The sequence below is a fragment of the Spiroplasma litorale genome (assembly GCF_001267155.1).
Lineage (GTDB): Bacteria > Bacillota_I > Bacilli_A > Mycoplasmatales > Mycoplasmataceae > Spiroplasma_A > Spiroplasma_A litorale.
Window position 1 is genome coordinate 1,195,546 of sequence record NZ_CP012357.1, and the last position, 23,215, is coordinate 1,218,760.

20 protein-coding genes are annotated in these 23,215 nt (G+C 26.2%); 13 read left to right on the forward strand and 7 right to left on the reverse strand.

Features of this window, described 5'->3' with window-relative positions; translation table 4 throughout:
- Positions 1-24: 24 nt before the first annotated feature.
- Positions 25-927 carry an ATP-binding cassette domain-containing protein gene (locus tag SLITO_RS06295; RefSeq protein WP_407696206.1) on the forward strand — a complete coding sequence of 301 codons (903 nt, stop codon included), beginning with the start codon at positions 25-27 and terminating at the stop codon, positions 925-927.
- A gap of 10 nt (positions 928-937) precedes the next feature.
- Here SLITO_RS06295 and SLITO_RS05620 read toward each other — a convergent pair whose 3' ends face one another.
- From SLITO_RS05620 to rnmV, 6 genes are all read right to left on the reverse strand, one after another.
- Positions 938-2,554: a hypothetical protein gene (locus SLITO_RS05620; protein WP_075058784.1), complete on the reverse strand. Its 1,617-nt coding sequence runs from the start codon at positions 2,552-2,554 to the stop codon at positions 938-940.
- Positions 2,555-2,559: 5 nt separating this feature from the next.
- The gene (locus SLITO_RS05625) at positions 2,560-3,426 is read right to left on the reverse strand and encodes a hypothetical protein (RefSeq protein WP_075058785.1); all 867 of its coding nucleotides are present in this window, start codon (positions 3,424-3,426) and stop codon (positions 2,560-2,562) included.
- Positions 3,427-3,505: 79 nt separating this feature from the next.
- On the reverse strand, positions 3,506-4,669 hold the full coding sequence (locus SLITO_RS05630; protein WP_075057955.1) for an IS3 family transposase: 1,164 nt from the start codon (positions 4,667-4,669) through the stop codon (positions 3,506-3,508).
- Positions 4,670-4,728: 59 nt separating this feature from the next.
- Positions 4,729-5,475 (reverse strand): GHMP family kinase ATP-binding protein, encoded by a 747-nt coding sequence (locus SLITO_RS05635; RefSeq protein WP_075058786.1) that lies wholly within the window; start codon positions 5,473-5,475, stop codon positions 4,729-4,731.
- Positions 5,465-6,265 carry a 16S rRNA (adenine(1518)-N(6)/adenine(1519)-N(6))-dimethyltransferase RsmA gene (gene rsmA / locus SLITO_RS05640; protein WP_075058787.1) on the reverse strand — a complete coding sequence of 267 codons (801 nt, stop codon included), beginning with the start codon at positions 6,263-6,265 and terminating at the stop codon, positions 5,465-5,467. Before rsmA ends, SLITO_RS05635 begins: the two co-directional genes overlap by 11 nt.
- 1 nt (position 6,266) lies before the next feature.
- Positions 6,267-6,797, reverse strand: coding sequence for a ribonuclease M5 (gene rnmV / locus SLITO_RS05645; protein WP_075058788.1), 531 nt, complete (start codon positions 6,795-6,797; stop codon positions 6,267-6,269).
- A gap of 98 nt (positions 6,798-6,895) precedes the next feature.
- Between rnmV and mreB (SLITO_RS05650) the strand changes: the two genes are divergently transcribed.
- From mreB (SLITO_RS05650) to mreB (SLITO_RS05675), 6 genes are all read left to right on the forward strand, one after another.
- On the forward strand, positions 6,896-7,939 hold the full coding sequence (gene mreB / locus SLITO_RS05650) for a rod shape-determining protein (RefSeq protein ID WP_083433391.1): 1,044 nt from the start codon (positions 6,896-6,898) through the stop codon (positions 7,937-7,939).
- 180 nt (positions 7,940-8,119) lie between these two features.
- A complete protein-coding gene (locus tag SLITO_RS05655; protein WP_158500664.1) occupies positions 8,120-9,154 on the forward strand; it encodes a rod shape-determining protein in 1,035 nt (344 codons plus the stop codon).
- A gap of 114 nt (positions 9,155-9,268) precedes the next feature.
- Positions 9,269-10,921 (forward strand): arginine--tRNA ligase, encoded by a 1,653-nt coding sequence (gene argS / locus SLITO_RS05660; RefSeq protein ID WP_075058790.1) that lies wholly within the window; start codon positions 9,269-9,271, stop codon positions 10,919-10,921.
- Between the two features lie 16 nt (positions 10,922-10,937).
- Positions 10,938-12,812, forward strand: coding sequence for an MATE family efflux transporter (locus SLITO_RS05665; RefSeq protein ID WP_075058791.1), 1,875 nt, complete (start codon positions 10,938-10,940; stop codon positions 12,810-12,812).
- Positions 12,813-12,982: 170 nt separating this feature from the next.
- Positions 12,983-14,017 (forward strand): rod shape-determining protein, encoded by a 1,035-nt coding sequence (mreB, locus tag SLITO_RS05670; RefSeq protein WP_075058792.1) that lies wholly within the window; start codon positions 12,983-12,985, stop codon positions 14,015-14,017.
- Between the two features lie 46 nt (positions 14,018-14,063).
- Entirely contained in the window at positions 14,064-15,113 is a 1,050-nt protein-coding gene (mreB, locus tag SLITO_RS05675) for a rod shape-determining protein (protein ID WP_144416424.1), read from the forward strand.
- Positions 15,114-15,148: 35 nt separating this feature from the next.
- Here mreB (SLITO_RS05675) and SLITO_RS05680 read toward each other — a convergent pair whose 3' ends face one another.
- On the reverse strand, positions 15,149-16,312 hold the full coding sequence (locus SLITO_RS05680) for an IS3 family transposase (RefSeq protein WP_075057955.1): 1,164 nt from the start codon (positions 16,310-16,312) through the stop codon (positions 15,149-15,151).
- A gap of 148 nt (positions 16,313-16,460) precedes the next feature.
- On the opposite strand from SLITO_RS05680, the gene SLITO_RS05685 reads away from it, so the two are divergent.
- The 6 genes from SLITO_RS05685 (at position 16,461) to pta (ending at position 23,214) form a co-directional block, all read left to right on the forward strand.
- Positions 16,461-17,156: a hypothetical protein gene (locus tag SLITO_RS05685; RefSeq protein ID WP_075058794.1), complete on the forward strand. Its 696-nt coding sequence runs from the start codon at positions 16,461-16,463 to the stop codon at positions 17,154-17,156.
- 26 nt (positions 17,157-17,182) lie between these two features.
- Positions 17,183-18,667, forward strand: coding sequence for a lipoprotein (locus tag SLITO_RS05690; RefSeq protein ID WP_075058795.1), 1,485 nt, complete (start codon positions 17,183-17,185; stop codon positions 18,665-18,667).
- Between the two features lie 294 nt (positions 18,668-18,961).
- A complete protein-coding gene (locus SLITO_RS05695; RefSeq protein ID WP_075058796.1) occupies positions 18,962-19,504 on the forward strand; it encodes a hypothetical protein in 543 nt (180 codons plus the stop codon).
- A 158-nt stretch (positions 19,505-19,662) separates the two neighbouring features.
- Entirely contained in the window at positions 19,663-20,883 is a 1,221-nt protein-coding gene (locus SLITO_RS05700; RefSeq protein ID WP_075058797.1) for a lipoprotein, read from the forward strand.
- A 161-nt stretch (positions 20,884-21,044) separates the two neighbouring features.
- A complete protein-coding gene (gene mreB, locus SLITO_RS05705; protein WP_075058798.1) occupies positions 21,045-22,103 on the forward strand; it encodes a rod shape-determining protein in 1,059 nt (352 codons plus the stop codon).
- A 151-nt stretch (positions 22,104-22,254) separates the two neighbouring features.
- Entirely contained in the window at positions 22,255-23,214 is a 960-nt protein-coding gene (pta, locus tag SLITO_RS05710) for a phosphate acetyltransferase (protein ID WP_075058799.1), read from the forward strand.
- The last annotated feature ends 1 nt before the right edge of the window (position 23,215 follow it).

Consider the following 23,215-nt stretch of genomic DNA (forward strand, 5'->3'; position numbering starts at 1 on the left):
CAAAGCTATGAAAAAGCTTTTATAATGGTTTCACATGACCAAGATTTTATAAATAAGACTTGTAATATTATTTATGCGTTAGACAATTTAAAATTAACAAGATATGTAGGAAATTATGATAAATACCTTCAAGAATTAGCAATTCAACAAGATCAATATGATAAAGATTATTTAAGTCAACAAAAGAAAATAAAAAAATTAGAAACATACATTGCAAAAAATATTGCAAGAGCATCAACTTCAAAATCTGCTCAATCAAGAAGAAAAACTCTTGACAAGCTTGATGTTATGGATAAAAGAAAAGAAAACCCAAAACCTAATTTTAATTTTATATATAAAGAACCTGCTTCAAATGTAATTATAAAGGCAAATGATTTAGTTATTGGTTATGATAATCCTTTGTTACATAAACTAAATTTTGAAATTAGAAGTGGCGAAAAATGTATAATTAAGGGTAAAAACGGGATTGGTAAAACAACTTTTTTAAAAACATTATCGAAAGAAGTAAATCCTTTTGATGGTGAAATTAATTTAGGGAACGGTGTTTCATATACTTACTTTAAACAAGCTGAAAAATGCGGTGACGTAAATGCAATCACTTATTTAATGAATAAGTTTAAAGAGTTAACAGAAAGAGAAGCAAGAGCAAAAATAGGCCAATTTGGTGTTAGAAATGATCTAATGATAAGACCAATGTCAACTCTTTCAGGTGGAGAACAAACAAAAGTTAGATTATCAGCTTTGAGTATGCAACCATGTAGCTTATTAATATTAGATGAACCCACTAACCACTTAGACGCTTTAGCAAAAGAATCTTTATTAGAAGCAATTGTTAATTTCAAAGGAACAGTATTATTAACTACTCATGATATTAATTTTTCTACAAAATGAGCAGATAAAGTAATAAACTTTGAAGATTTAGTCTAAATACCTACTTTTATTTAATATTAGAATGATTTTTTGTAGCGGAAAATATACTTAATTTTGAAGTATTTTTATCTAAATAAATATATGTTATGAATTTGGTGTCAGTTGATTTAACTTTTTCACTTTTAATAACATCTGAATTTTTTATATTTACCTCTATTTTAGATTTCTTTTCAACTCAATATGCAGGAGATTCAGGCTCAAATTTTTTTAAAAATGATTCTGATCAATATATTTTATTATTATTGCTATAAAAGTATCCTATTTCCATTGAGTCACTTACACTATTATAAGAATATTTATTATTATATTCTTTATCAAACATTATTACCTTTAAAGCTTGTTGAGATAATGTTTCGTAATTACAATAGTCAATATAAACAAAATTCTCTCTTGAGGTTATTATTTCATAACCTTTATCATAGAAAACAAAGTCTATTTTACTTATTTCAGGTACTTTACTTTGTGGTAAAACACCGTATTTTGATTCTTCTTTTACTATGTCATAAATAAGAATTTTGTTTGTTTCCTTTTCAACTCCGAATAAATAGTTTTTATGTATACTAATATAATCTATTTTCATAATGAATGTTCTAACTCTTATTTCTTTTGAATTATTTTCTAAGTAATTGATCTTAGTTAGTGTGTTTGTTTCTTTATTAAATAAATAAATAAAAGAGTCATCAAAAGTAATGCGCCCGATTTCTTTATTGCTATCGGTATTTAACTTTTTAAATGAAGTAACAATATTTTTTTCAATTTGAATTATATAAATTGAACTTTCTGATTCTATTAAAAATTTCCCTTGATTTAAGTCTAAAAGATTATTAATATTACTTTTAACTTTTTTCAAGTTCGAATCATTTATATTGCTTCAATCGAATTTTAATAATTCTGATTCATTTTTGTAATATAATTCGCTATTATTACTATTTGAATTGTAAAAAATTAACTCGTTTTCGCTAATTTGGTGTGAGAATTTAATTTCTTTTAAATCTTTATTTATAAAAGACTCTTCATGAAAACTCTTACTAAAATATATTTGTTTTAAATTAAAAGTTCATTCACCTGTAGTGAACAATCTTCCAGAAGTAGAATATGAGTTAGGTAAAAAAGTAATTGTAACTTTTCCTTCATTAACAAAATCTTCCTTTGTTGATTTAATTTCAGCATTATCAAAAACTAAGTTATAAAAATAAAGTTGAAAAACCTCAATCACATTTTCTTCAAAAGATTTATCTACATTAATAATTGAACTTCTACTTATTGTTCCAAAATCTTTATTTTCAAAATAATCATTTATATCAATATATCCATATAGTTTTATTACTAAATACCCTTCAAATTTAGGATGGATTTTAAAACCTGTACATATGTTATTTTCGGTTTTTAATTTTACAGTTGCTTCTGGGGTTTTTGAATCTTCATTATTTATTTTTATATTTAAATATTTCCTTGCATTTTTTATTTTAGATGTTTCTTCGATATATTCTATTAATTTATTATTTCACTCTTCAACTGTAAGTATCTTTTTTTCTATAGAAGTAAAATAATTTTTTTGTTTAAAAACACCACTTTTTGATTTTAAAGAGGCATCATTAAAAGGCTCATAATCTAATTTAAACATTTCATCTAAATAAGGTCTTTGGCGGTTTTCATCGTTTTTGTAATAAATCTCCCCGTCAGTCTTTTCAAAAGTAAGTACTCTTTCTTTATCATTACTAACATAAAAAAACCATTCTTATAAGTTTCGTTTGTTGCATATTTTTCTTTAAATTGACTAGTACTTGAGAAATAATCTTTAATTTCTTTACCACTTAAATCAGAAGGTAAATCCTTATTTAATGTTGCTTCACTTATTATGTATGATAATCTATTTTTGTAGTTTGCATTAAATACTACCCTACCATAGTAAGGAACATAATATGTGTACATTTTTGTGTACTCGCTAGTTTGAGGCACTGAAAATTCAATTTTTTCTAATTCGTTGTATGTTTGAGTTAATATTTCACGTGATTTAATTATATATTTACCATTATTTGGCTTTTTTAAAACTTTGTTTTCCAATAAAGCAACAAAGTCAGTGTATGAATTATTATCAATATCTTTGAATGGATTCTTGCTATCTTCATTAAGATAAATTTCAATATCTTCTTTCATTTTATAATTATATTTTTTTACTACTTTTAATTTTTCAAACCTAAGAGTAAATGTATCTTGTTCTATTTTATCAACTGTTATATTTTCATTATCTTGTAAAAAGTTTTCTCTTCTAACATCCCCGATAAATGCTTTAATTCCGCTTTCATCATTGTCTAAAAGATATAGTGTATCTTTAGTGTAATGGTCAAATACACTATTAACCATTTCTAAATAAGCCCCAGCGTCTTTGTCTTCATTTGTGTCAGTGGTTGGATCATTAAAAGCACATGAAGTTGTAAAACCTATAGAAGAAGCTGTTGATACAATTGCTAGCAAAAATTGGATTAATTTTTTCATTATTTATAACTCCTTTAAATTATTATAGTCTTATACAAATAAAAAAACACCTTATTGAAATTGTCAATTAAAATTGACATTAAAAAGATACTTTCTCCATACGAATTTCGTATGGAGTTTTTTTATGTTTTAATGAAGGTCTAACATAATTATAAAACTCTATATAGTCTGAGATAATTTTATAAATATTTGAATGATGTAGTTCTTTTACTTTATATGTATATATACATTCATTTTTAAAAGTTCCAAAAAAAGACTCACAGGCACCATTATCTGGTGAATTTCCTCTTCGTGACATAGAAATATTTATATTATTAGTTTTACATAATCTTTCTCAAGTTTCATTTGTATATGGTGATCCTTGATCTGAGTGGATTATCTTTGGTGCACCTCTTTTTTTAATGGCGCTTATTAAATTTGTATGACATAATTTATTATTAGGACTAACCGATAACTTTCAATCAATAATTTCTGAATTAAACAAATCCTTTATAACAGATAGATATACGTTTCCATTAATAGTTTTTATATAAGTTACATCTGTTACTCATTTTTCATTTATATTTTTAGATTTAAAGTTTCTATTTAGTAGATTTTCAAATCTTAATGGACCTGATTTATCATAGTTTGGAACTTTCTTTTTCTTCACTGCTTTTAAACTCATTATTTTCATATATCTATAAACAACTCAAGGGTTTAATCTTTCTTTAAAGTATTTGTTTAAAAATAAAGTTATCATATTATAACCATATCTTTTTTTAAACAAGTAAAAAAGGCATCTTATCTTAATTGCTAAAATTCTATTATAATTTTTATACTTTGGTTTTCCGTTTTTAAGTCATTTTAAATATCCATACCTTGAAACTTTTAAATATAAACAAGATAATTTCAAAGAAAACATTCTTTTAACATTAAAAATGGCGAAGTACTTTTCCTTAGTTGTCTTCGCCAAATGCTTTTTTAAAGCTCGTTCCAGTTTCAAAGCCTCTCTTAATTCTTCAATGCTCATATCATCAGGTTCTTTAAAAATTCAATCATGAGATTTAAATTTTTTGATATTTCCTTTTGCTTGTGTTCCGCTACCTCATTCAAGAGCGCCTTCACCTTTAACTTTTACCTCTGATTTTCATCTTTTAATTGTGCTAGTACTAATATCAAACTTTAATGCCGCATTTAAAATACCAATTTTTTTTGATTCATTAATTATATTAAGTTTTTCATTTTTTGTTCATTGTTTTGCCATATAAAAAGAACACCTTTCAATAAAATTTTAACAATAAAAGTACTTTTTTACTGTCAATTTTATTTTAGATGTTCATATTTGGTGTTTTTAATAGTTTCAGTTATTAATAAGTACTTATTTTTTTTCTTATTATAAAAACTGTTTTTAATGAAAGTTGACCCTGATCCTGACATAATTCCTTTATTTTTATATTGTTTTAGTTCAGGATAAACGCTGATAGAAGCTTTTGTTAAAAAGTTTTGCTCTTCGCTAAAATATTTATCAAAATTTTCATAAACTTTTTTTGTACTACAATATATATTAGTAAATAGCAAATCTTGTTTTTTAATCTTGACATTTTCATTAAATGGATTTACAACTTCACCAAAACCACTAACTATTGCAGTATTTAAATTTGAAAAGAAATAGTAAGAATCAAATCCTATTTTTTTACAAATAGTCTCAATAATTTCTGGCCTATTTTCATCCTTTAAAAAATACTTTGCAACTGATATAGCATTGCTTGTTCCACCACCAAGCCCTGAACCAACAGGAATATTTTTTTTAAGATATATTTTATAATAATCTTTTATAATTTTATTTTCTCTTAATATATTTAGGACATCATAAATATAATTATTTTTCTCAAGTGACTTATTTTTACAAATAACTTTATCACTATTATCAGTTATTTTTTTTATATATATTACATCATAAAGATTTTTAACTTTTGTAACTAGACTTTCAATTTGATGAAATTGGTCAAAGCTATTTTTTTTTCATACTTTTAATCAAATATTTGCCTTTGCGTATGACTTAATTTTCATTATTTACCTCTTTATATAAGCTAATAAAATCATCAGTTGTAAGATTTTCAGGTCTTAAATTTGGATCTAATTTTAGATTTAAGATATAGTTTGAAGCGATTACTTTGTTTTTTGTGTACATACTAAGGTTATTTAGAATCGTTTTTCTTTTATTATTAAATAACGTTCTAACAAAATCTGTAAATTTTTCATTATCTTTTATTATTCCTAACTTGTTTTTAGTGAAATCAAATTCTATTAATGCTGAATCTACCTCGGGAATTGGTTTAAAAAGCTTTCTATTTATAGTAAACAAGTACTTTGGGGTTGCATAATAATTTGATATTACTGACAAATTATTATAGTTTTTGCTATTTATATTAGCGCAAATACGCTCTCCCACTTCTTTTTGAACCATAAAAACAGCTTTAGTAATATGTTTTTGCAAACTAAAACATTTAAATATTATTGAACTTATTATGTAATATGGTGTGTTTGATATAATAGAAACCTTTTTAAAATTATGTTTTTTAATAATATTTTCTAAATCTACATTTAAAAAATCCTCAATAATTAGTTCAAAGTTATCATTCTTGATAGATGTTTTTAAAATTGTTTCAAGATCCTTATCAATTTCAATAGCTATAACTTTAGAAAACTGGTTAACAAGTTTTTTTGTTAATGCCCCTTTGCCAGGTCCAATTTCAATTACAAGTTGATCTTTTTCATTTGGTAAATAACTTATAATTTTTTCAATTAGATTACCGTCAGTTATAAAATTTTGTCCAAATTTCTTTTTAGCTATATGCATATTAATCCCCAATTATTTTTTTTACTTCATCAACTTTTAAATTTAAATAGTTAAGTCATTTAAATAGTCTCTTATTATTTATACTTTTATCTCAATTATAGTATTTAGTTATTTTGTTCCTGTTGTCTTTTAAATAAAAATTATTATTAACATATTCTTCTCATGTAATCGACTTGGCTCTATTATCGAATTTTATTAACTCAATTAAAGCTTTTTTAATATCTTCATCTTCTGCTTCTGCAATACCAACTTTTTTTTTATTTTTAATCATTTTTTTGTTGATAAAAGCATTAAAACAGTTAAAATCAAGGTAGGTATTAATAATATCACGTATTTTTAGACCTGGTCCATCAGGATCGGTAAATATAATTACGCCACGTGTTTTATTAAGTTCCGCTATTAAATTTAATTTTTGATTTGTTAGTGCAAGGCCGTTAGTTTCTATGGTATCTATATTATCGTTTCCAAAAACCTTTTTAAGTTTTATAGTATCAGAGAACCCTTCAACAACTACCACTTGCATTATTTTCATATAGTATAACCTTTCTTGTGTATAAAAACTAGTATTCTGTCAAAGTTTATAGTATAATTATACACGAAGGGTTTTTTCTTATAAAGGAGGAAATAAAAATGGCATCATGAGACCGTAAAAAAGAATTCGTAGCTCTTGATCTTGGTACAGCAAACGTTGTTGCTTACTTAGGTGGACAAGGAATCATATATAATGAACCTTCAACAATGGCTTACGATGTTCATACAAATACAGTTATTGCATCAGGTGAATTGGCGTATGAAATGGTTGGTAAAACCAACGATGATGTAAGAATGGTTGTTCCATTAGTTGATGGAGTTATCGCTGACTTAGACGCAGCAAAAGATTTGATTAAAATTATCTTTTCACGTATCAAATTATCAGACATCTTAAAAAATGCTTTAGTAGTTCTTGCTTGCCCTTCAGGAGTTACTGAATTAGAAAGAGGAGCATTAAAACAAGTTGTTGTTGATATGGGAGCAAGAAAAGTTCTAGTTGAAGAAGAAGTAAAACTTTCTGCAATTGGAGCAGGTATTAACATATCACTAGCAAGTGGTCACTTAGTTGTTGACATTGGTGGAGGAACTACTGATATCGCTATTATCTCAGCTGGGGATATTATTATTTCAAGATCAATCAAAGTTGCCGGAAATCACTTTGACGAAGAAATAAGAAAATACATTCGTGCAGAATACAACGTTTTAGTAGGTATTAAAACTGCAGAAAAAATTAAAATAGAAATTGGTTCATTAACAAAAATTGATAATGGACGTACATTCCGTGCATTTGGACGTGATGTAATATCAGGATTACCAAGAGAAGTTATTATTGCACCAGATGAAGTTAAAAATGCTTTATTGGCACCATTCTCAAAAATTACTGACTTAATTGTAGAAGTTATGGAAAACACACCTGCTGAACTTGCAGGAGATATCATTAGAAATGGTATTACTATTTGTGGTGGTGGAGCATTAATAAGAGGTATCGACGCATACTTTGAATCAATCTTCCAATTAAAAGTTATTAAAGCACAAGATCCTTTATTAACTGTAATTGAAGGAACTAAAGAATACGAAAAACAAGCTGAAAAATGACTTGAAATCGTTGATTTACGTGACGCAAGAGAATACGTTATTAAATAATAAAAAAGAGATTAAAATCTCTTTTTTATTTTATTTTCATTTATTTTTTTAATTCTAGTAATTTTTATATATAATTTTTAAGTGTGAAAGATTAATATAATAAAGTGTATAATTTGTTTAATATAACCAAATTTTTATAAAAAAGGTTAAAATTAGAATATAGAAAAGTAGGTGTGAGAATTGGCAAAGTTAAATATAAGAGCTGGCAAACATATTGCTATAGATATCGGAACATATAAAACACGAATATTTATAGACGGACTTGGAATAATATTTAACCAAGCATCATTAGTTGCTGTTGATTACAAACTTAACAAAATTATTGCTTATGGTGATAATGCTAAGAAGTACATTGGAATTTTAAGTGGTAATCTAAAAGTGGTAAAACTTGTTAAAAAAGGTGTAGTTACAAACATTGAACTATTAAAAAGTTTTTTAGGATACACACTTACAAAACATAAAGAACTATTAAAAACTGCTTATGTAACATTAGCATGTCCTGTTGATCTAACTGGTTTAGAAAGAAATTCTTTAATTGATGCTATAAAATCACTTGGTGTTGCATTTGTAAAGGTTGAAGACGATATAAAACTTGCTCTATTAGGAGCAGGAATTGATATTTCTAGTTCTGATGGTTGATTATGCCTTGATATTGGTTGTGGAAAAACTACAATCGCAATGATATCAACTGATACAACCGTTGCATCATCAACATCAAAATTTGGTGGTGCTATTATAGATGACGAAGTAATTAAGTATTTAAAAGCAAAAAAATCAATAGTAGTTGGTGAAAAGACTGCAGAAGCAGTTAAAATTGGTGTTGCATGTCTATTAAAACCAAAGGAAACTTTAAAAGTGAAAGCTTATGGTTATGACATTACATCAGCAATGCCAAGAGAAATCGAAATAACAGACAGTGATATTATTAAAATTATCCAATTCTCATTTGGTAATCTTGCAGATACAGTAATTAGTTTAATTGAAAAACTATCTAATGAATCTGCAATTGATGTAATTAAAAATGGTATTGTTGTAACAGGTGGTTTAGCATCAATACATGGAGTGAAAACATTTTTTGAAAAATACTTTGAAATTCCTGTAAGAATAGCTAAAAACTCAGCTTCAGCTGTTATAGATGGAGCTATTGCACATAAAGAAAAAACTTTAAAAGCACTAGATTTTGAAAATGGTGTAACTCAAGAACTAACATTATAATAAAGAAATAAACCCTATTTATTTTAAATTAGGTTTTTTTTATGCCCAAAATAAATTTATAATAAATACTAAATGATTAATAATTTTTAATCCAAACATAGACAGGTGGAACTTATGAGTATAATATTGAATGCTGTTAAGATAGTTTTAGAGAAAGTAATTAATTCTCTAAATCTTGAAGGTGAAATAATAACTGAAAAAACAAAATTTGAAGGTCATTTTGATTACACAACAAACTTTGCATTGATTAATGCAAAAAGAAATAATACAAACCCTTTAGAACTTGCAAACAAAATTAAAGATCAATTATTAAAAAATAAAGAAATCGTTAAAGATGTTCAAGTTGCTAATCCTGGTTTTATTAATATAGAAATTAATAACAGTGAGCTTTCAAATGTAATAAAAACAATTAATACAAAAAAGAATCTATATGGTTCATCAAATAAAAAAAATTTTAACTATAACTTAGAAATAATATCTGCAAATCCTACAGGATTCTTACATATTGGTCACGCTAGAAATGGTGTTGTTGGTGATTCAGTTAGAAGAATACTAGAATTTGCAGGATTTAATGTTAGTGTCGAATATTATACAAATGATGCAGGTAATCAGATAAATATACTAGCAGTTACAGTGTTTTATCAGTATTTAAAGTTATTAGGTGTAGAAGTTGAAAAACCCTATGAAACATATGGTGGGACAATGTATGAGGAATTTGCAAATATTTTAATTAAAAAATACGGAGATAAATTTAAAGATAATTCAATAGTTGATAATAAAATAAACGACGAAAAAACTCATCAACTGTTTAAAAATGAGTCAATAAACTATTTTTTAAACAATATAAAAAATCAAATTAATATGTTAAATGTAAGAATTGATTATTTTTCAAGCGAGCAAAAAATGTATGATGATAATTTAATAAATAAAACATTAGATTTATATAAAACTTTGGGTAAAACATACGAAAAAGATTCAGCACTTTGATTAAAAACAACAGAATTTGGTGATGATAAAGATAGAGTATTAAAAAAAACAGATGGTTCTTTCACATACATCACTCCAGACATTGCATGTCACGATGAAAGAATTAAACGAACAAAAGCAGATAAATATGTAAATTTTTGAGGTGGAGACCATCATGGTTATATCACACGTATAAGAGCAGGTTTGGCTTTATTAAATCATAAGTTTGATATTCTAGATATTGATATTATACAAATGGTTAGATTAATAAGAAATGGCCAAGAATATAAAATGTCAAAAAGAAAAGGTACTGCTGTTTGATTAATTGATTTAATTGAAATGGTTGGTTGTGATGCAATTAGATATATGCTTGCATCTAAAAATCCCTCTTCACATATGGACTTTGATTTAGACTTAGTTTTGGAAAAAAATGCAAATAACCCAGTTTATTATGCTCAATACGCAACTGCAAGATGTAAAAAATTAATTGACAAAGTTCAAAAACACGAAAAATTAGATCAAGACTTTAATTGAAATACAAAAGAAAAAGAAATAATAATGCATTTAGACGACTTTAATTCAACAATCGAATATTCAGCAAACAAACGATTACCAAATATTCTTTGTGATTATATTCAAAAACTATCTAAGCTATTTCACTCATATTATGGAAATGAAAAAATAATTGACATCGAAGATGAAAAAACAACTGCACAGAAAATTCAACTAGTAAACTCTGTATATCAAGTTTTATCTAATGGACTTGGTTTAATTGGAGTTAGTGTAAAAGATCAAATGTAGAAAAGAGGATTTTAAATTGGAAAGTGAAATTAAAACTAAATATAAATTTAAAGAGTTTGAAAATAAACATACTGTTTATATTACTAAAAGAGAGTGAATTTTAAGATATTCTCACCCTTTTGCTGCTTTAATGTTTATGGCGGGACCTATGATGCTTATAGCTTTAGTTAATGGATTATATGGAGTTTTAGATAAACAACTAACATTAAATTTTGCAATTAATCAAATTGAAAAGTTATACAATAATTATCTTGGAAGCGGTGTTGGTCCTGGTATAAGTTATCACTCAACTATTGAAACTGCTTCAGAGGATGTATTTAAACAAATAATAAATGTTTCAACACAATATTCAAATACAGTTGTAATTATTTTAGAGTCGCTTTCAATGTTAACAGCAATTGGTACTGCTATAAACTTTGGTCAATATATGGGTCAAAGAGATCAAAAGAAAATGAATCAAGTTTTAATTAATGGTTTAATACAAACAATAATACTTTCTCTAATAAGTATTTTGGTAATGTATTTTTTATCTCAGTTTATTCTTGTTTGGCAAACAGGTGTGCCGTGATCTGATAGAGACTCTACACTATCATATTCTTTATCAAAAGAATATTGCTCTGTATTTGTTTTCAGTTTTCCCCTTCTAAGTTTAGCTATGTTTACAACCACTCTTCTTAGAACGGAAGGAAAGATTTGATTTGTTGTAATAATAAACTTAGTTTCAGTTGTAATTAATGCAATATTTGGTTATATATTTTTAGACATTTTACAACTAGGAATGGCTGGAGCTGTTTATGGTTCAATGGTTGCATGAACCTTTATGATTGTTTGTTCTGTAATATTAGTCTATACTTCTAAAAATACATTCTTGAGACCTGAATTCAAAAAATTCAGATTCAACAATAAAGAAGGTTTAGATATTTGACTTAATGGTGTTGGTCCATTCTTTATGAATGGTGCTTTTGGAATAATTAGTGGTATTTCTACTAGAATGGTTGGAGATATTCATAATGGTGAAGAAATGTATAGAAATGGGATGGCAATAAAAGTTATTTTCTTCCCTAATGCATCTGATAAAAGTTATTACCATGAAGAATACATAACTGATACAGTTAGAGTATTATCTTCAGCATTCCCATGAAATATGATTATATGAGCTCCCGTTGTGGGAATACTTCAAGGTGGAGTTAACTCAATTGCTTATAGCAAAGGGGCTAAAAAAGATAAGAGACTTTGAGAAATAATAAAATGAATGTTAATTATTAATTTTGTATGAATGACAATATTGCTTCTAATACTTACGTTGTTTGGATCTTACATGATGCAAATGTTTGATGGTCCAACAAATGGTGGTTGAAAATCTGATGACAAAAGATGATGATTCTTAATGTATTTATCATGTATATTATTTTCAACAACAACCTATGCTGCTATGCCCTACTTTAATGGGATTGGAAAAAGCTATATCTCTATAATTCTTTCTCTTGCAAGAACATTTGTATTTCAAATAAGTTTCTTGTTTATTGGTTATTATGTTGCAAAAGCTGCATCAAATGACGGAACAAAAGATTGACTATACTTCTTAATTTATTCATTTAGTGAAATTCCAGCCGGGATAATTGCATTTATTCTTTTATTCTTTGCATTCAAAAAAAGTAAAAAAATTGGTATTGTTGATAAAGCAGATGATTTTGAAAAAATTAGTTATTTTGAAGCTAAACTTTCTCAATTAATTATCGATCATAACAAAAGAATAACAATATTGAATAACAAGTTAAAAGATAGCGATAAATTATTAGAACAACTTGAAAATGAAAATAAAGTTACAGAAAAGAAATTTTTAAAGGTGAATAATAAAAATTTAAATATAAATAAAGAAAAAACTGCTTAGGCAGTTTTTTGAATTTTTATGAATGTATTATATTTTAACATAATACTTTCCAAGTTGCAAAAAAAAGAAAAATGTGCTAAACTTAGATTATGTTATGTATTCTATAATAACTAGAAATACATAATCATAAACAAAACATTAGGAAAATTAAAAATGAAGGAGAAATGAAAATGGCTGTAAGTAAAAAACCTACATTCGTTTCAATGGACCTTGGAACTGCAAATACACTTGTGTTTATTTCAGGACAAGGTGTGGTTTATAATGAACCCTCAATTGTTGCGTATAAGATTAAAGAAAATAGAATTGTAGCAGTTGGTACTGAAGCGTACAAAATGATTGGAAAAGGAAATAAAACAATCCGTGTTGTAAAACCAATGGTTGACGGAGTTATTACTGACATTAGAGCTACTGAAGCTCAATTAAGATATATATTCCAAAAATTACGTATATCTAAACAATTAAGACACTCAATCATGTTATTAGCTTGTCCATCAGTTATTACTGAATTAGAAAAAAGTGCACTTAAAAAAATAGCAATGAACTTAGGAGCAGACCAAGTGTTTGTTGAAGAAGAAGTTAAAATGGCTGCTTTAGGTGGAGGAGTTAATATATATGCTCCAACAGGAAATCTAATTATAGATATGGGTGGGGGAACTACTGATATAGCAGTTCTTGCATCAGGAGATATCGTTTTATCAAAATCAGTTAAAGTTGCTGGTAACTACTTAAATGATGAATGTCAAAAATTCATTCGTTCACAATACGGACTAGAAATTGGTTCTAAAACTGCTGAATCAATTAAAGTTAATATTGGATCATTGGCTAAATACCCAGATGAAAGAAGAATGAAAGTTTATGGACGTGATGTTGTTTCAGGATTACCAAGAGAAATCGAAATAACACCAGAAGAAGTTCGTGAAGTATTAAAAGTACCTGTATCAAGAATTATTGACCTAACTGTTCAAGTTCTTGAAGATACACCACCAGAATTAGCTGGAGATATCTTCAGAAATGGTATTACTATTTGTGGGGGTGGAGCATTGATTAGAGGTATTGATAAATACTTTGCAGATACTCTACAATTACCAACTAAAGTTGGAGAACAACCTTTATTAGCCGTTATTAACGGAACTAAAAAATTCGAATCAGAAATTTGAGAAATTATTAAAGCTCAAAGACATCATGAAGATGTAATGGGTAGATAATTACTTGAAGGTTTAAAAAAACTTTATAGAAATGAGGGGACTTATTATGTATCAAGAAACTAAAAGACCTTTTATTTCACTAGACCTTGGCACAAGTAACATATTAGCATATGTTTCAGGCCAAGGTATTGTTTATAATCAACCAAGTTTGATGGCATATGATATTAATACAAATACTTTGGTAGCTATTGGTGAAGATGCTTATGATATGGTTGGTAAAACAAGTGAGAATATTAGAATAATTACACCCCTTGTCGATGGTGTAATCGCTGACTTAGATGCAGCAAAAGATTTATTAAAACATATCTTTGATAGACTTAAAATGATGAATTTCTGGAAAGGTTCAATTGTTGTACTTGCTTGTCCAAGTGGTGTAACAGAACTTGAAAGAGATGCACTTAAAATGGTTGCGAAAGATATGGGTGCTGATCTTGTTGTTATTGAAGAAGAAGTTAAAATGGCTGCTTTAGGAGCTGGAGTTAACATTGAATTACCAAATGGTAACTTGGTTGTTGACATTGGTGGAGGAACCACTGATATTGCTATACTATCTGCAAATGAAGTGGTTTCATCAAAATCAGTTAAAGTTGCTGGTAACTATTTCAATAATGAAATTCTTAAGTACATTCGTTCAGAATACAATATGGCAATTGGTTCTACTACATCTGAAAACATTAAAAAAACATTAGGGTCACTTGTACAATACCCTAATGAAAGATCTATGCAAATTTATGGTAGAGATATTATATCAGGACTTCCAAAAGAGGCTAAAATAAACTCTGAAGAAGTTAGAAATATATTATTAAGTGCTTTTAGTAAAATTACAGATTTAGTAATTGAAATACTTGAAGAAATACCACCAGAATTAGCTGGAGATATAATGAAAAACGGTATGATAATTTGTGGAGGTGGAGCATTGATTAGAAATATTGATAAATATTTCTATGATATATTCCAATTACCTACCAAAATTGCAGCAGAACCACTAGGTTGTGTTATTGAAGGCACAAAAGCCTATGAAAAAATAATTGTCAAAAGAGTTAATGAAGGTGCTTATGATGCAAGTCAAGATACTTATTTAAAGAAATTAAACTAAAAATACCAATATGAAATTGTCAATTAAAATTGACATTAAAAAGATACTTTCTCCATACGAATTTCGTATGGAGTTTTTTTATGTTTTAATGAAGGTCTAACATAATTATAAAACTCTATATAGTCTGAGATAATTTTATAAATATTTGAATGATGTAGTTCTTTTACTTTATATGTATATATACATTCATTTTTAAAAGTTCCAAAAAAAGACTCACAGGCACCATTATCTGGTGAATTTCCTCTTCGTGACATAGAAATATTTATATTATTAGTTTTACATAATCTTTCTCAAGTTTCATTTGTATATGGTGATCCTTGATCTGAGTGGATTATCTTTGGTGCACCTCTTTTTTTAATGGCGCTTATTAAATTTGTATGACATAATTTATTATTAGGACTAACCGATAACTTTCAATCAATAATTTCTGAATTAAACAAATCCTTTATAACAGATAGATATACGTTTCCATTAATAGTTTTTATATAAGTTACATCTGTTACTCATTTTTCATTTATATTTTTAGATTTAAAGTTTCTATTTAGTAGATTTTCAAATCTTAATGGACCTGATTTATCATAGTTTGGAACTTTCTTTTTCTTCACTGCTTTTAAACTCATTATTTTCATATATCTATAAACAACTCAAGGGTTTAATCTTTCTTTAAAGTATTTGTTTAAAAATAAAGTTATCATATTATAACCATATCTTTTTTTAAACAAGTAAAAAAGGCATCTTATCTTAATTGCTAAAATTCTATTATAATTTTTATACTTTGGTTTTCCGTTTTTAAGTCATTTTAAATATCCATACCTTGAAACTTTTAAATATAAACAAGATAATTTCAAAGAAAACATTCTTTTAACATTAAAAATGGCGAAGTACTTTTCCTTAGTTGTCTTCGCCAAATGCTTTTTTAAAGCTCGTTCCAGTTTCAAAGCCTCTCTTAATTCTTCAATGCTCATATCATCAGGTTCTTTAAAAATTCAATCATGAGATTTAAATTTTTTGATATTTCCTTTTGCTTGTGTTCCGCTACCTCATTCAAGAGCGCCTTCACCTTTAACTTTTACCTCTGATTTTCATCTTTTAATTGTGCTAGTACTAATATCAAACTTTAATGCCGCATTTAAAATACCAATTTTTTTTGATTCATTAATTATATTAAGTTTTTCATTTTTTGTTCATTGTTTTGCCATATAAAAAGAACACCTTTCAATAAAATTTTAACAATAAAAGTACTTTTTTACTGTCAATTTTATTTTAGATGTTCAATAGGTATTTTTTTATTTAAAATATTTAACTCCCATAAAAAACATTGGTATAATTATTGAATAGGTGTTATATATGAAAAAATTAATTAATATAAGAATTATTTTCATATCGTTATTAGTTATATTTTTAACAATATATCTATTTAGTAGTGCACTTAACAGAAAAATTGATAATTTAAATTATTATATTTTTTTTGTATCTCTCTTTATATTTTCAATATTTATAGTTGTAGAATTTTCAAAAATAATTTCAAAAATAAACAATTATCAAATTAAAAATGAATTAAAAAATCCAAAAATTTCTTTAATATTAATTGATAACTTAGTTTTATTTAAAAAATTTTTTTGAGTAGCTTTCCCAATATTAATAATTAATATTATATTCATTACTGATGATATTAAAAAGATTGATGACTTAAACTATTTTATATTTTTAATTTTTTTAATAACATCCACCCTATTTTTAAATTTAGTTTTTTTTACTCTATTAGTAGTATTAAAAAATAAATTAAAATCAAAGAAAATTAATCAGTTAGACCAAGCTTTTGCAAACGATGTCTTGGTTTTGAACTTAGATTTTTATATTGATGAGTGCTATAGCCTTAATTATAAAAATATCAACATATTATTTGAAAACAATTTAATATCATTTTTATCTTTAATAAAAAATAGTATTAATTTAATAATTAAAATTATTTTTAGCCAATTATTAAATTTGTTTAAGAAATCAAATACACCACCAAATTTAATTAAAAAAAGCATATTTTAAATCATTTTTTTAAGAGGAGACTAATTATGAAAAAATTATTAAGCATTTTAGGAAGTGTCACATTCATGGCAACTTCTATATCCACAGTAGTTGCTTGTGGTGATAAAACAGAACCAGAAGATGGAAATAGCGCTGCTGGTGGCGAAGAAGGTAAAAAAGGTTTCGTTTTAGACACAAAATCTATTGAAGGAAACCCAGGAGATAGAAAAATAATATTAATAAAAAATTACTCAGAATTGTCAAATGATGAATTACCTAACTCTTATAAATGTTCAGAAGATGGCTATTTAGATGTAACTTTTGATTATTCTAATAAACAAATACTTGTTGATCTAAAAAAACCAACAACAAATAATATTAAACTAACAATTTCTTCAAGTGCTAACTATACTGCTGATATTGATGTAAAAGTGAATAATGTAAAAATTGATATTTCAAAAGTAGTAAAAATTAATACCTTTATAGCTGGTAACAAACTAAGTGATGGAACAATAGACCCAAGTATAGCTATTGGTGATGAAGGATTTAAAATTACTGAAGCTGGGATTGTTGATAGTATGAATAATATTAATAAATTATCACTTGACATAAAAGGGTTAGATATTAAATTACAATACTCAGGTGATAATGGAATTGGTGCTAGATATGAAATATCAGGAAAAGAAAATAGTGATTATACTGGAAAAGTTATAGTTAATTTAAATAAAGGTGTTGATCCAAATCTATTTTTTGCAAACAAAAATATAGGAAATATTTTTGTGTATGAAGGAGCTTTTAATAAAATAGATGATGTACTTAAACATGAAAAAAATAAAAAATCTATAATATCAATGGCTATAGAAAATTTAGGTGCTACTAACAAAGATTTTGAATACCTAAGAGGAAATTTATTACAAGGTAAAGATATGTTTAATCCAAATGCAAAGGTTATTATTGATAATGCTGTTGCAACAAAAACTGGAGTAACTTTAAATAAGTTCCCAACAATGAATCCTATATTTGTTGATAAAGGTAAAATTGAGTTAACTTATAATCTTGTCAAAGAAGATAGAATAACATTATACGAAGCTTTACCAAGTGATAAACTAATTGAAGCTCCAAAAGATTTATTAGAAAATGAATCAATAGAAAACTCTAAAAAATTAAAAGACGTTGTATACGATAAATTAACAGATGAATTTAAAAATAAAATTAGTCAATCATACTTTGAAAGTTTCACAAAAGTTAGATATAAAATTAGAAAATCAAAAGAGGATGCAACTAAGGTTACAAAAATTGATGTATTACCAGGTTCAAATGATCTTTATGGTCATGATGGAGGATCATTTAATTCATACATTGTAACCGATTCAACTGTTGGGATTGGAACCCAAGGTGGAAATCTAGGAGAATATGAAGAAGATGGAAAGCTAGATATTAAATACACCACAGGTATGGGATTTTTTGAATATAGCGGAGGTCTTAAAGGAGACTTTCACCAAGGACACGATATATTTAAAGAAAAACAATAAATTATATAATCTCAAAATGTAAAAATTTTGAGATTTTTTTTGTAAAATTTTTTTATATTATATTTAATTAAAATTAAAAACCTAAAAGTTGATATAATATTCAAAAAGGTAGAAAAATGAAAAGACTAATAAATATTAGGAAAATCTTTATATCACTAGTAGTTGTATTTATAAGTATATATTTGCTTAGTATTACTTTCCCATATCTTAATGAATTTAAGGAATTAAGCAATTATATAATTAATTTTAATAACTTAGTTTTTTTATTGTCAATGTTAATATTTTTGGTTTTTTTTGATTGCAGATGTTTCAAAGTTAATAAGAAAATTAAAAACTTTAAGAAATGATAATGAATTAAAAAATCCTAAAATAACAGCATTACTTATTAAAAATCTAGTACTATTTAAAAACTTTACTTTAATTTCTTTACCTATCATTTTAATAAAAACAGTTTCTATAGCTAATGACACAAAATTAAGTAAAAATCTAAATACTTTCTCAATTTTGGTAAGTTTGGTAAAGATTGTTATTTTATTGAACCTTATTTTATTTTCCTTATTAATCGTTTTAAGAAGCATTTTAAAGTCAAAGAAAATTAGCCAGTTAGATCGAGCTTTTGCAAATGAAAACTTTATTTTTGATGATCATTTATTTATTATTAGTCTTTATAAAATAAACCCAAAAGAAAACAATAATATATTTAATAAAGCCTTTATTTCTTTTTTAGCATTATCAAAAAATAAAATTAGCTTAGTAATCAAAACTAAATTTAGTGCCTTATTAAATTTGTTTAAGAAATCAACCACCCCTCCTTATTTATTTAAAATTAATTATTAAAAAATATATGAAATGATAGTGAATGACTTACATTTTTATAATGTGGACTTTTTAGTGTATTTAATTTAAATTAAATACCTTATTTAAATACTAATATTTAGAAATTTTTAATTTTACTTAGTAAATAAATATTTACTAAGTTATAGGAGATAAAATAAATGAAAAAATTATTAAGCATTTTAGGAAGTGTTGCTTTTATGGCAACTTCTATATCCACAGTAGTTGCTTGTGGGAACACAGAAAAAACAGAAGAAGAAAATAAACCAGAAACACCTAACCCAGAAGGTGAAAATAGTAAAGATTTAAAAGATTTAATTAAAGTTGACAAATTTATAGCAGGTAACAAACTAAGTGATGGAACAATTGACCCAAGTATAGCTATTGGTGATGAAGGATTTAAAATTACTGAAGCTGGAATTGTTGATAGTATGAATAATATTAATAAAACTAATATAGATATAAACTCAATTCAACTTAATAAGTTAACAAGTGGAATAAATGGTATCGGAGATATTTATAAAATAATTGCAAAAGAAGGAATGGGTTATAAAGGAGAAGTAAACGTTGTATTAAACAAAGGTGTTGATCCAAATCTATTTTTTGCAAATAAAGATATTGGCAATATTTATGTTTACCAAGGAGCTTTTAATAAAATTGATGATGTACTTAAACATGAAAAAAACAAAAAGTCAATTTTAGCAATGGCTGTAGAAAATTTAGGTTCAGCTAATAAAGATTTTGAGTATTTAAGATCTAATTTATTACAAGGTGAAAATATGCTTAACCCTAATGCAAAGGTTATTATTGATAATGCTGTTGCAACAAAAACTGGAGTAACTTTAAATAAGTTTCCAACAATGAATAATATATTTATACAAAGAGATAAAATTGAAATAAAATATAGTTTAAAAAAAGACGAAAGAATAACTTTTTATGAAGCATTACCAGAAAGCAAAACAATTGATGCTCCAAAAGATTTATTAGAAAATGAATCATTTGAAGGGTCTAAAAAATTAAAAGATCTTGTTTATAGTAAATTATCGGATAAATTCAAAACAAAAATTGATATAAAAAAATTTGAAGAATTTACAAGAATTAAATATAAAGTAAAAAAATCTTCAAATGAGTCTTCCTTAGTTACAAAAATTGATATACTACCGGGTTATGAAGATTTGTATGGTCATGATGGCGGTTCATTTAATTCATACATTGTAACTGACAAATTAGTTGGATATGGAACCAATGGAGGAAATCTAGGAGAATATGAAGAAGGTGGAAAACTAGATATTAAATACACCACAGGTATGGGTTTTGTAGAAATGGCAGGAGCTATGAAGGGAGACTTTTACCAAGGTCATGCTATCTTTGAAGAAAAATAACATTAAAAACTTGTATATCAAGTTTTTATTTTGTTTAGAAAAACAACAAAATTGTTGTATAGTATATTTGTAATATATTTAATAATCGATTTTTATATTTATTGTTTTATTTAGTTATTAATAGTATAATTATATAAATTATTGATTTTTAGGAGGTAAAAATGAAACTAGAGGAACGCACATTTATAGCATTAGATCTAGGAACAAGTAACATAATTGCGTACGTTAGTAAGCAAGGTATAGTTTATAACGAACCATCAATTATGGCATATGACTTAGTTACAAATACTTTATTAGCATTAGGTGAAGAAGCATACAATATGTTAGGTAAAACACACGAAAACATTAGTATGGTTGTTCCAATTAAAGATGGAGTTATAACTGATCTAGATGCTGCAAAAGATATGTTAAAACATGTTTTTGGTAAATTAAAAATGCTAAATGATTGAAAAAACTCTGTAATATTATTGGCATGTCCAAGTGAAGTTACAGAACTTGAAAGAGAAGCATTAAAACAAGTAGCTTATGATATGGGTGCTGAAATTGTTATAGTTGAAGAAGAAGTTAAAATGGCTGCCATTGGAGCAGGGATTAACATTGATATTCCAAAAGGTAATATTGTAATTGATATCGGAGGAGGAACTTCTGATATAGCAATAATTTCAGCTGGTGACATTATAATTTCAAGATCAATTAAAGTAGCAGGAAATGCATTTAATGATGAAATTAAAAAATATGTTAGATCAGAATATAACGTAACTATTGGTGATAGAACTGCAGAAAATGTAAAAAAAGAACTTGGTTCACTTGCTAAATATAAAGGTGAAAAAACAATGTCTGTATTTGGTAGAGATATCGTTTCTGGTTTACCAAAAGAAGCAATTATTAGTTCAGAAGAAATTAGAAACGTGCTAGTTAATGCATTTAGTAGAATTACTGATATGGTTATTGAAATAATGGAAAATACACCTCCTGAATTAGCTGGTGACATTATATCAAATGGATTTATGTTATGTGGTGGCGGAGCACTTATAAGAGGTATTAAAGAATACTTTAATGGTATATTCTCAATACCATGTAAAATCTCACCAAGTCCAATGACAGGTGTTGTAGAAGGTGCACAAATATATCAAAAAGTTATAAATAGAAGAATAGAGTCAGGTTACTACGGTAAAAATGCTCGTGATTTAAGAAAAAGTAGCCAAAGTCAATACATTTAAAAACATCAAAATTGATGTTTTTTTATTTTAAATGTTGTTATATTTTTTAAATATTTTATTTTTTTATATTAGAGGTTTATAATATTCTTAGTATATTTTTTATAATATTAATTTGCTATGGAAAAAATACTATTTATAACTTGGAGGTCTTATGTATAAAATAAGTGAAATTGAGACAATCTTAAAGGCAGAAAAGAGAAAAATTAAAATCATTCTACCCGAAGGTGAAGAAGAAAAAATTCAGAAAGTTGCAACATATTTGGTAGAAAATGATATATGTGAACCCATTTTACTATTTCAAAACAAAATAAACGAAAATCTTGATAGAAGAATTAGACAAATAAATGTATCGGAAATTGATGTAGATAATTATGCTAAGGATTTTATGGAAATAAGAAAAGGTAAGGTTGAGAACATCGAAGAAGTTAAAAAATTGGTTTCTAAATCAAACTACTTAGCAAATATGATGATTTATAAACATGAAGCAGATTGTGTCTTGTGTGGTTTAAGTTATACAACAGCAGATACTCTTAGACCGGCTTTGCAAATAATTAAAACAAAACCTGGTGTTTCAGTTGCTAGTTCCATTATAATAATGCATAAGGGTGAGCAATATTATTTCTTCGGAGATTGTAGTCTAAATTTAAACCCTACATCTAGACAACTTGCAGACATAACTAAAAGTTTTGTTGATTTTGCAAGAAAAATGAATGTAAATGATCCAAAAGTTGCTTTATTAAGCTATTCAACAAATGGTTCAGGTTTAGGCCCAGATGTTGATAAAATAAGAGAAGCAAAAGAAATATTAAATAAAGAAAAAGTTGACTTTAAATTTGATGGGGAGATTCAATTTGATGCTGCATTCTGTAAAGAGGTTAGAAATAAAAAATTTAAGAACTCAAAAATTGATAGTGAATCAGCAGACATATTTGTTTTTCCAACATTAGATGCTGGAAATATAGGATATAAAATAGCACAAAGAATGGGAGGATTTGAAGCCATAGGACCAATAATTTTGGGTTTGAATAAACCAGTAAATGACTTATCAAGAGGTGCAAACCTTGAGGATATTATTCAAGCTGCAGTCTTAACTGCATATATGGTGATATAAA